The 10,543-nt window shown below is 62.9% G+C and carries 9 protein-coding genes; 1 reads left to right on the top strand and 8 read right to left on the bottom strand.

Translation table 11 applies throughout. The features are described from left to right. The 6 genes from EN969_RS04900 to EN969_RS04875 all read right to left on the bottom strand — a co-directional run. Window positions 1-1,246, bottom strand: a 1,246-nt coding sequence (locus tag EN969_RS04900; protein WP_164758147.1) for an ABC transporter substrate-binding protein, incomplete at its 3' end; no start/stop codon positions are given. A 57-nt stretch (window positions 1,247-1,303) separates the two neighbouring features. Continuing rightward, window positions 1,304-2,815 carry an aldehyde dehydrogenase family protein gene (locus tag EN969_RS04895; protein WP_063168955.1) on the bottom strand — a complete coding sequence of 504 codons (1,512 nt, stop codon included), beginning with the start codon at window positions 2,813-2,815 and terminating at the stop codon, window positions 1,304-1,306. Between the two features lie 9 nt (window positions 2,816-2,824). Next, a complete protein-coding gene (locus EN969_RS04890) occupies window positions 2,825-3,601 on the bottom strand; it encodes an enoyl-CoA hydratase/isomerase family protein (protein WP_013529703.1) in 777 nt (258 codons plus the stop codon). Then, a complete protein-coding gene (locus tag EN969_RS04885) occupies window positions 3,594-5,195 on the bottom strand; it encodes an acyl CoA:acetate/3-ketoacid CoA transferase (protein WP_063168954.1) in 1,602 nt (533 codons plus the stop codon). The genes EN969_RS04890 and EN969_RS04885 overlap by 8 nt, the downstream gene beginning before the upstream one ends. Further along, on the bottom strand, window positions 5,192-5,371 hold the full coding sequence (locus EN969_RS04880; protein ID WP_013529705.1) for a hypothetical protein: 180 nt from the start codon (window positions 5,369-5,371) through the stop codon (window positions 5,192-5,194). The genes EN969_RS04885 and EN969_RS04880 overlap by 4 nt, the downstream gene beginning before the upstream one ends. Then, a complete protein-coding gene (locus EN969_RS04875) occupies window positions 5,368-6,426 on the bottom strand; it encodes a LacI family DNA-binding transcriptional regulator (protein WP_013529706.1) in 1,059 nt (352 codons plus the stop codon). Before EN969_RS04875 ends, EN969_RS04880 begins: the two co-directional genes overlap by 4 nt. A 239-nt stretch (window positions 6,427-6,665) precedes the next feature. Between EN969_RS04875 and EN969_RS04870 the strand changes: the two genes are divergently transcribed. Next, on the top strand, window positions 6,666-7,820 hold the full coding sequence (locus EN969_RS04870) for a dihydrodipicolinate synthase family protein (RefSeq protein WP_063168953.1): 1,155 nt from the start codon (window positions 6,666-6,668) through the stop codon (window positions 7,818-7,820). 55 nt (window positions 7,821-7,875) lie between these two features. Here EN969_RS04870 and EN969_RS04865 read toward each other — a convergent pair whose 3' ends face one another. Together EN969_RS04865 and EN969_RS04860 are read right to left on the bottom strand one after the other, a co-directional pair. Continuing rightward, the gene (locus tag EN969_RS04865) at window positions 7,876-10,044 is read right to left on the bottom strand and encodes an alginate lyase family protein (RefSeq protein WP_244514234.1); all 2,169 of its coding nucleotides are present in this window, start codon (window positions 10,042-10,044) and stop codon (window positions 7,876-7,878) included. Window positions 10,045-10,272: 228 nt separating this feature from the next. Next, the coding region (locus tag EN969_RS04860; protein ID WP_206525132.1) for a hypothetical protein at window positions 10,273-10,543 on the bottom strand (271 nt) is incomplete at its 5' end.

The raw sequence follows: 10,543 nt of genomic DNA, 5'->3' as shown, positions 1-10,543 counted from the left end.
CGTCGTCGATCGCCTTGACCAGCTCGGTCACGGCTTCGTCCGAGGTCTTGATCTGACCATGGACGAACTTCGAAACGACGTCCTTGTAGGCATTGGCGACTGCCGGAGGCGCGCCATAACCCTGGGCCAGCGAGCCGAACAGCGTGCCGCCTTCATTGGCTGCCTTCAGGTCGGCGATGCCCTTCTTGCCGCAAGCGTCGAAGTCGGTGTCCGGAACGTCGGTACGGGCCGGAACCGAACCCTTGACGACGTTGAAGGCCGACTGGAAGCTCTTCGACAGGGTGGCGGTGGCCAGTGCGACCTGGGCGGCCTTGCGGTCGTCGGGAACATTGAACATGCCGAACATGTCGGAGTTGTAGATCACCGAGCCGTCGGTGCCCGGGAAGCGATAGCACAGGAAGTCGGTGCCCGGGGTCTTGTTGGCGGCGTGGAACTCGCCCTTCGCCCAGTCGCCCATGACCTGCACCAGGGCATCGCCCTTGATGACCATGGCGGTGGCAAGGTTCCAGTCGCGGCCCGAGAAGTTGGGGTCGACATAGGTGACGAGCTTGGCCAGATTGTCGAACGACTTCTTCATCGTGTCGGACTTCAGGGACTCGTCATCGAGGTCGTTGAAGGCCTTCTTGTAGAACTCGGGTCCGCCGGTCGACAGCACGACGGAGTCGAACATGGTGGCTTCCTGCCAGTTCTGGCCGCCGAGAGCGAGCGGGATCACGCCTGCCGCCTTGGCCTTGTCGAGCAGGGCAACGAAGTCGTCGAAGGTCTTCGGCTCGGTGCCGCCGATCTTGTCCAGGACGGCCTTGTTGATCCACAGCCAGTTGACCGAGTGAACGTTGACCGGCGCCGCGACCCACTTGCCGTCATAGACCGAAAACTTCTGCAGGGCTGCCGGAACGGACTTGTCCCAGCCTTCCTTCTTCGCCGTTTCGGTCAGGTCGCCCATGACGCCGGCGGCTGCATAGTCGAGCACGGTGTAGCCGAGCATCTGCGAGGCGGTCGGATAATTGCCGGCCGCGACCATCGCCTTCAGCGCGGTCATGGCGGCATCGCCGCCGCCGCCGGCCACCGGCACGTCCTTCCAGGCATAGCCTTCCTTGGCCAGATCACCCTTGAGGACGTTGAGAGCAGCCGCTTCGCCGCCCGAGGTCCACCAATGCAGCATCTGGACTTCCTTGACGTCCTCGGCGTGGGCCGCGAAAGCCAGGCCCGACGCGAGAGCCGTTCCGATAAGCAGTTTGCGCAACATGTACTTCCTCCCTTGTTGCATTACACGACCGGCGGATGCCGCCGGGTTCTTCTCAACTCAGCCGACCCACCACCCGGTGCGCTGGCCGCGATGAAACTGGATTGTCTTTTCCTCGGTATAATCCTCGACGGCGCGTTTGCCGAGTTCGCGTCCGAGACCGGACTGCTTGTAGCCTCCGAAAGGCAGCTCGGGATAACCTTCCATGAACGTGTTCACCCAAACGGTTCCCGAACGCACGCCGCGCGCGACCGACATGCAAGTGTCGATGCTGGCGCTCCACACGCCTGCCGACAAACCATAGGGCGTGTTGTTGGCGATGTGCAACGCCTTTTCAATCGATTCAAAAGTCAGCACCGAGAGCACCGGGCCGAACACTTCCTCGCGCGCTATGGCCATGTCCTCGGTGACGCCGCGGATGATGGTGGGATCGAGGTATTGACCGATATTGGAGGCCAATTGCTTGCCTCCGCTGTAGATGCTGCTGCCCTCGGTCGCGGCTGCCGCAACGTAACCGGCAACCTTGGCCAAATGGTCGGACGAGATCATCGCGCCGACCTTGGTTTGGTCATCGAGCGGATCGCCGACCGTGACCCTGGCGGCAAGCGCCTTGACGGCGCTGAGAAAATCGTCGGCGATCGCCTCGTGCACGATCAGCCGGCTGCCGGCATTGCAGCACTCGCCGGCATTGAAGAAGCCGCCGAACACCGCCGCATCGGCGGCCGCTTCGAGGTCGGCGTCCTGGAAGACGATCTGGCCGTTCTTGCCGCCGAGCTCCATCGAGACTTTCTTCAGCGACTGCGCGGCGGATGCCATCGTCATCTTGCCGACGCGGGTGGAGCCGGTGAACGAGACCATTTCGACCAGCGGGTGGCTGACCATCGGCGCACCGACATCGGCGCCAAGTCCGGCCAGGATATTGACGACGCCGGCGGGCAGGCCGGCCTGCATCAGGATGTCGCCGAGCACGAAGGTCGAGGCCGAGGTCATTTCGCTCGGCTTGACCACCGCCGTGCAGCCGGCGGCGAGCGCGAAGGGCAGTTTCTGGCTGACGATCAGGAACGGGAAATTCCACGGGGTGATGATCGAGACGACGCCGATCGGTTCGCGCAGGACGACACCCAGCATGGCGTCGCCGAGATTGGCGTAGGTTTCACCATGCAGGGTGCGGGCAAGCGAGGCGGCATAGCGCCAGATGTCGACGGCGCCGCCGATCTCGCCGCGTGCCTGGGCGATCGGTTTGCCCGATTCCAGTGCGTCGAGCCGGGCGATGTCTTCCAGCCGGCCCTCGATCAGATCAGCTGCCTTGAGCAGGATCCCGGCACGTTCGGCCGCCTTCATGCGCGGCCATGGACCCGTTTCGAAAGCCCTGTGGGCGGCAAGCACAGCGGCTTCCACTTCGGCCTCACCGGCCTGCGCATAGTGCGAGACGGTGAAGCCGTGGCCGGGGCTGTTTCGAGCAATCGTGCGGCCGTCGCGGGCATCGACATGCTTGCCGTTGATCAGCAGCTTGTAGCCTTTCGGGGCTTCGGCCGCCTCGGCCGGCATGGCGATCTTCAGGGGTGCGTTCATATGTTTGCTCTAGGATCTCGAAAAGGCCGGCTTCTGCTTGGCCTTGAAGGCATCGACGCCGGCCTTCAGATCGCCGGTCAGGGCGATGAAGCCGCTGGCCAGCGCTTCGGTGGCGGCGGCACTTTCCTCGCCTTCGGCGACCGCGATCATCAGCTTGGCGGCTTCCGTCGCCAGCGGGCCGCGCTCGGCGATCTTTTCCGCCCACGCCTTTGCTTCTTCGTGTGCGTTGCCAGTTGCGACCACCCGGTCGACGATGCCCAGGGCGAGTGCCTCGGGGGCGAGAAGGATCTCGCCGCCCAGCGCCATGCGGCGCACCGTCTGCGCGCCGAAGCGGCGCACGGCGCGCTGCGTACCGGACCAGCCGGGCACGACGCCAATCGAGGTTTCCGGGAAGCCTAATTTCACTTGTGTTTCCGCCACGCGCAAGTCGCAAGCCGCAGCCAGTTCCAGGCCGCCGCCAAGCGCATGGCCGGACAGGACGGCGATTGTCGGCTGCCGCAGCCGCGCCAAGCGGTCGAAGACGCGGTGGCCGTAGCGCACCCACTGCACCTGGAAATCGGCGGCACTCATCTGCGCCCAGGCTTCGACATCGCCACCGGCGCAAAAGCCCTTGCCTTCGCCGCGCAGCAGCACGACGCGGACGCCCTCGGCCATCTCGGCCGCGTCGAGCGCCGTCTCTAGCGCCCGCAGCATCGGAATGTCCAGTGCGTTGAATTTCTCCGGCCGGCGCAGCGTGATGGTACCGATGGCGCCATCCTGCTCGAAGGTGACGAGAGGCTCAGCCACGCGCGCCTCCGACCGAGGCGCCGCCATTCAGCGACAGGCCTATCGGTTGCTCCTGATAGAGGGCTGCCGGTGTCGTCTTGAGGTCCCTGGCAACGGCCAACGGAATTTCCGACTGGGCCAGCACATCACGCTGCAGATCGATGCCGGGTGCGAGTTCTGTGACGACCAACCCCTCCGGCGTCAGCTTCATCACGCAGCGTTCGGTGACATAGGTGATGTCCTGTCCCTGCGCCACCGCGCGCTTGCCCGAAAACGAGATGTGCTCGACTTCGTTGACCACCTTCTTGACCTTGCCCTCGTGGTCGATGCGGATGCCGCCATCGGCCAGAGACAGCTTGGCGCCGGCATTGAAGAAGCCGGAGAAGACGATCTTCTTCGCCCGTGCGGTGATGTCGACAAAGCCGCCGGCGCCGGCGGTGACATGCGGCCGCGCCGAAAGCTTCGAAACATTCACAGAGCCGTGTCGATCGATCTGCAGGAAGGACAACAGCGAGGCGTCGAAGCCGCCGGCCTGGAAATAGATGAACTGGTGCGGCGAGGGCATGAAGGCGTCGGCGTTCGATGAGCAGCCGAATTTGAAGTCGAGCAGCGGCACGCCGCCGACCGCGCCCTGTTCGATCACCCAGGTAATTTTGCCGTGCTGGCCTTCCTCGAGAAGGATGCGCGGCACATTGGCGGAAATGCCGAACCCGATATTGACGGCCATGCCGTCGCGCAACTCCATGGCGACGCGGCGCGCGATCACCTTCTGCACGTTCATCTCCGGCGTGCGGAAGCTCGACAGCGGCCGGAAGATTTCTCCCGAGATCGCCGGGTCATAGGGTGTCAGCGTCGTCTGCAACTGGTCGGGCGCAACGACGATATGGTCGACCAGGACGCCCGGCACGCGCACGTCATGCGGTTTCAGCGTGCCGTTCTCGACGACGCGCTTGACCTGCGCGATGACGATGCCGCCATTGTTGCGGGCGGCGAGCGCCTGTTCCAGTCCGCCGAGATAGGCGCCCTCATGCTCGTAGGTGAGGTTGCCGCGCTCGTCGGCCGACGTGGCGCGGATGATCGACACCTGCGGCACGATAGAGCGGAAATAGAGCCATTCCTCGCCGTCGAACTGCTGCACCGAAACGATCGGCTCGCTGGCGGCGGCGTTCATGGCGCAGCCCTGGTGGCGCGGGTCGGCGAAGGTGTCGAGACCGACTTTGGTCAGCACGCCCGGCCGCTTGGCCGCGGCTTCGCGGTGCATATCGAACAGGATGCCGGACGGCACGTTGTAGGCGGCGACCGAATTGTCGCCGATCATCTTCCAGATCTGCGGCGGTTCGGAAGAGGAGGGGCCGGACGGGTAGGAGCCGCACAAGGTACGCTTCAGCAGTCCCGGCTTGGCCAGATGGTCGATGCCTTTGATGCCATACATGTCGCCGGCTGCGATCGGGTGCAGCGTGGTGATGTTCTTCGGATGGCCTTCTGCGTCGAAGCGTTCGCCGATCGCGGCGAGCACCGCATCGGGGCAGCCGAGGCCGCTCGACGAGGACACCGACACGACCATGCCGTCCTTGACCAGGCCGGCTGCCTGCGCTGCGGAGACCACCTTGCTCAATTCACACTCCCGAGCTTAGGCTCGATTGCGACCGCCTTGCCTGATTTCGCGGTTTGCAATGCTGCTTCGACTGACGCCGATGACCAGATGCTGTCCTCGCCTTGCGCGCGGATGGCGTTGATCATGAACTGCCTGACGATCGTGCTGGCACCGATCAAGCTCCATTTGACGCTCATGCAGCGCCTCCCGAACCGGCCGCCCTGTTTCGAATGCGGCGATCCGGGCCGCAGCTTTCCCTGACCACCAGATTGACCGCGCCGATATGGTCTTCGGCCCGTGTTGTGCGTGACTGGATCATTTTCAACATGACATGGGCGGCGCGTTCGCCGAGGCCCGCCGAGTCCACCGCGACGCTGGTCAGAGCCGGCATGTAGTGCTCGGCCTCGGCCACATCGTCGAAGCCGACGATGGCGAAATCAACTCCCGGCTCAAGCCCGCGCTTGCGCAGCGCCAGCATGGCGCCAAAGGCGACGGCGTCGTTGAAGCAGAGTGCCGCGGTCGGCGGTTCAGCCATTGCGAGAGCGGTTTCGAGGCATGCGATACCACCTCTGCGGCTGGTCTCTCCCTCGACGACCAGAGTGTCGCGGTCGGAGATGCCCTGCGTCTCGCAGGCTTCGCGAAATCCGCCAAGCCGCTCGTGATAGACGACGAGATCGGACGAGCCGCCGAAGAAGACCAGCCGGCGATGTCCCTTGCCGATCAGATGAGCGGTGGCGAGATAGGCGCCGCGATGATTGTCGGGCGCGATGACCGGAATGCGGCTCTCGGGAAGCCGGCGCATGGCGAAGACCACCGGCAGACCTGCCGTCTCGATCCGCCTGAAGGCGCCCGGCGTCGTGCCGCGAGCCGGCGACACGATGAGGCCGGCGACGCCTTGCTCCATCAGCGACTTCAGCACTTCTTCCTGGCGCACCGGATTTTCCGCCGTGTTGGCGATGAACGGCACGATGCCGGCCGACTGGAAGACCCGCTCCATGCCAACCGCCAGCTCCGCGAAGAAAGGATTGGTGAGATCGTTGATGACCATGCCGATGACGTTGGAGTGCGCCTTGCGCAGATTGGCGGCGCCGCGGTTGTAGACGTAACCGACATCCTCGATCGCCTTGCGCACCTTGCTCGCTGTTTCGGGCCGGATCAGTCCGCTGCCCTGGAGCACGAGCGATACCGTCGATTTGGACACGCCCGCTTCGCGGGCGATGTCGAATATCGTCGCCTTGGCCCGGTTGGCCATCCAGATGCATCCTCCCGACTGCAGGCCCAAAACTATTGGAACGTTCTAATCTCTGCTCCGCTCGTGAGTCAATCGGGATTTTTCCCGCGCCTCGAACATCGATTGTGCGTACTCAAATGGCATGCTTCATAAGGCTTTCCTGTTGCAATGCAGCATTTCATCCTGCAGGGAGTTCGAATCTTAAAGGTCCTTGATTTATTGGAACGTTCCATTTAGTAGCGTTGTGAAGGGAGCGATGGATGGACATTTCCTTGCCTGGTGAGGGTGGCGGCAGCACCCGGTACACGCTGGTCGGCGAGCCCGTGCAGCCTGACATCGGCGCGCGATTTTCGCGTATCGCCTATGCCGCCGCGCACGTCGTTGCCGATCCGCTCGCCATGACCGATCCGTGGTCCAGACCGGTGATCGACTGGGAGAGGACGATGGCGTTCCGTCACCATCTGTGGCGGCTGGGCTTCCGCATCGCCGAAGCGATGGACACGTCGCAGCGCGGCATGGGCTTCGACTGGGCAAACGCGCAGGAATTGATCCGCCGCTCGATCGCCGAGGCGCGCACGGTCGATGGCGCCGATCTCGCCTCGGGCGCCGGCACCGACCATCTGGCGCCCGCCGCCGCCAAAACAATCGATGACGTCATCAAGGCCTATGAAGAGCAGTTCGCTTTAATCGAAGGGCTCGGCGGCAAGGCGATCATGATGGCCAGCCGGGCGTTGGCGGCAGTTGCCAAAGGGCCGGACGACTATGTCAGGGTCTACGACCGCATCCTGTCACAGTCCTCCGGCAAGGTCATCCTGCACTGGCTGGGCGACATGTTCGATCCGGCGCTCAGGGGCTATTGGGGCAGCGAGAATTTCGAGGTCGCTCTCGATACAGTCGTTGCCATCATCGAATGCCACGTTGGCAAGGTGGAGGGGATAAAAATCTCACTGCTCGATGCCGGCAAGGAGGTCGCGCTGAGGAACCGTCTGCCGGACGGCGTCGTCATGTTCACCGGCGACGATTTCAATTATCCCGAACTGATCGCCGGCGACGAGAAAAGGCACTCGCACGCATTGCTGGGTATTTTCGACGCGATTGCGCCGGTTGCCAACGCGGCGCTGGCGAAACTGGCGGAAGGCGACCGCGCCGGCTTTGACGCGTTGATGGCGCCGACCGTGCCGCTGTCGCGAAAGATCTTCGAGGCGCCGACCGAGTATTACAAAGCCGGCATCGTCCTCATGGCCTGGCTGAACGGCCATCAGGATCATTTTGCGATGGTCGGCGGTATGCAGTCGGCGCGCGGCATCCGTCACTATGCCGACGTGTTCCGCCTTGCCGACCAGGCCGGATTGCTGGCCGATCCGGAACTGGCGGTGACCAGGATGAAGAGCCTTTGCACCGTCGCGGGTGTTTGAAGCGCGGAAAGTGGTTCTCATCATCGACGTAACAGGCCAGGAATGCCGGGCGTCGCTAATGTCTCCGCCACAGCCAAAAAGGCGCGATTGCCTCGTCTGGATGAAAAATGGGCTTGGTCGCCCTTCCCAGATCGGCAGGTGGCATTCCTGCGGGATCATGGTGCGTCAGGTCGAGAAGCAGCGGCCCAAGCCGATCCGGATCGACAGTTTCGGCCGACATGGTGTGTGGCTTGTTCTCGTGCGCAACAAGCCAGTGCAGCGCCTGGACCAGTCCCAGCCCCTCGGCTGTCTTGTGTTGCCAGAGATTGTCACCGACCGAAGACAGGACACGGGCCAGCGACGTCCAGCCTTGCAAGGTAAACATGGCGTAGTGCCTGGGGCGCGTGCGGGACAGTTCCCTGGGCAAGGAGCCATCGGCTGCGATCTGGGTTGCTAGTCTCTCCCGAGCATAGAGGCTGATCTTGGCCAGGGTGGCGCTGTCGCCAAGAAACGTGGCGATCGATGCCCGCTGCAAATCGTAATATGTTCCTTGGTTGCTGCTGCTGCAGAAGGCCGTCGCGGCTGCCGGCGCGGTGTCCAGCCATTCGCAGTAGGAACCGAGCCAGGCTCTGAACGCCTCGCGATCCTCGTCGCCCAGTACTCCTGTTCGCTCGAGCAGGCGTACGGCATCCAGGAAGAAATAGAAATCCTTCAGCTCGATGATGCCGTGGCCGGACCCTTCATTGTTGTCGTGGCCCGACCGCACCTGCGCATAGCGCAAATGCGGGTTCATTCTTGTCCTGGGATCGATAAACCATGCGCGAAAGAGCCTGGCGGCGTGGACGGCATAATGATGCCCATCAAGCACGGTTGCGGCGAGCGCAAGCACGGTTGTGTCGTCGAAGACGCGCTGCAAGCGTGTGCGATCGTAGGTTTCGCTTCCTGCTGCATACAATGCCGTGCCGGGCACGCGTTCGCCATCGCGCCGGATATAGGGCAGGCCGTCGGGTCTGTCGGGGTCGGGCCACCAGTAAGGCGCAGGGTGAAAATAGTCCTGGGGATCCCCGCTGGGGGCTAGGCCAGTCTTGTCGAGCACGCTGAACGGACCGCGGGCGAGTGCCTGTCCGGCCGCGGTTTCGAGATGGTGCAGGATGGGCCCGTCCTTCACCGCGTTGGCCAGGGCGTCTTCGTCATAAAAGGCCAGGCGGGAGGTATCAAGCCGAGCGGCGACTGCCTTGGCGTCACATTGATCGACCATATCGACGATCGCCTGATCGCGGCTGACCAGACGCGCGACGAAGCCGGCCTTGCCGATCTCCAGATGCGAACGCCCTGAATCCAGGCGCGCCACCCAGCCCGCTTTCTGGAGCAGCCCGGCATCCGCCGCCCGGACCGGGCGTGGAAAATCCCAGGCGTCGTCGCGGTAGCGGTCCCAGGGGCCAGGAACTGCCAACCGCCACAGCATCTCGATTTTTGGCCGCCTTCCGTAACCATAGTTTTCGTCGAACAGTTGCGTGGTATCGGCTCGAAATATGATCTGCGGCTCCTCCTCGGCCGGCGGCTGAAAGCTCTGGTCCAGCAGAAGCGCATTGTCGACAATGCGCGCCATGGGCACCACAGCGTAGGGAAGGTGCGGGTTTTTCTCGATCGCGGACCGTATCCGCTGGAACGCAGAGGCTGTCAGGTAGCAGTTCCCGTCCCAGGGCATCAGCCATTTTGCCCTGTCGCGGGCAATCGCGAGCGCGGCGTTGCGAGCCCCATTGTTGTTCATCACATAGAGGTTCTTGCTGCGGCGGATGTGCGTTTCGTAACGCGCGGACTGTCCGCTCGCCCGGCCCTTCTCTGAGAATCGGAGGTCGCCGGCAACAAGCTGGTCGACGTCCCAGGATATCTTCCGGTACTGATCGAGTTCGAAGGGGATTGTATGAAAATTCTGGCGGCGGCTTTCGAGCAGGCCGATGATCCGGGCTTCCTCGTCGGTGTCGACTATTCGATTGACGATCCAGAATTTTTCGCAGGCGTCGAAGACCGGTTCGTTGTCCAGAATGAACAGCACGTTGTCGAATGACTGGCCCTTGCGGTGTCGCGGTTCCAGATCATTGCCGATGATCCGGACGAGCATGAAGCTGTCGGCAATCTGCGAGATCGGCGACGCCGTGTAAGTCTCGCGGGCGGCCTCGATCCGCTTGCCGAGTCCGCGCCGGTATTCAGCATTCTGCTTTGCGGAAATGAGCGCGTTGCCCAATGTCGACCACGGCGACCGCAATTGCGTGCGCACACGGTTCAGTTCGCGATATATCTTCGGCCAGGACGATAGTTTTGTCCTACCGGACTGTGAACTCATGACGGCACGCAGGGAGACCGGATCCCGATCACCGCCTCGGGGATGCGCGCGGTTTCGCCAATCATTCCGACTTTGATTCTGGACCATTTTTGAGCGTGAGGCGACGAAGCCCTGAATTGTGCGGCACGATCAATCATGGAAAACGTCTCTCGCATGTAACGTTGCGAATGTCCTGTTACGTTCTGCTGCATAAGTGACGGCAGGTTGCCAGGCAACGCCGACAGGACAATGCGATAAATCAAATCCGAAAACCACATAGCATGGCAAATGCCCCGGCATCGGCGATTCGCCTTCACGCAAAGGCAAGCTCGCAAAAGATGCGCCGGTGATCGCAATTTTCTTGGAACCAATCCTCCCGGCGCGCGACCAAGCGATGTGTCCAAACATGGTCAGCTTGTGG

It is taken from the genome of Mesorhizobium sp. M7A.F.Ca.CA.003.01.2.1, assembly GCF_003998945.1.
Taxonomy (GTDB): Bacteria; Pseudomonadota; Alphaproteobacteria; order Rhizobiales; family Rhizobiaceae; genus Mesorhizobium; species Mesorhizobium ciceri.
This window is presented reverse-complemented; position numbering and strand designations above follow the sequence as displayed.

What these genes read in the sequence shown, in the direction of transcription:
- EN969_RS04895 (WP_063168955.1), bottom strand. Translation starts at nt 2,815, where the DNA reads ATGAACGCACCCCTGAAGATCGCCATGCCGGCCGAGGCGGCCGAAGCC.
- EN969_RS04880 (WP_013529705.1), bottom strand. Translation starts at nt 5,371, where the DNA reads ATGAGCGTCAAATGGAGCTTGATCGGTGCCAGCACGATCGTCAGGCAG.
- EN969_RS04875 (WP_013529706.1), bottom strand. Translation starts at nt 6,426, where the DNA reads ATGGCCAACCGGGCCAAGGCGACGATATTCGACATCGCCCGCGAAGCG.
- EN969_RS04870 (WP_063168953.1), top strand. Translation starts at nt 6,666, where the DNA reads ATGGACATTTCCTTGCCTGGTGAGGGTGGCGGCAGCACCCGGTACACG.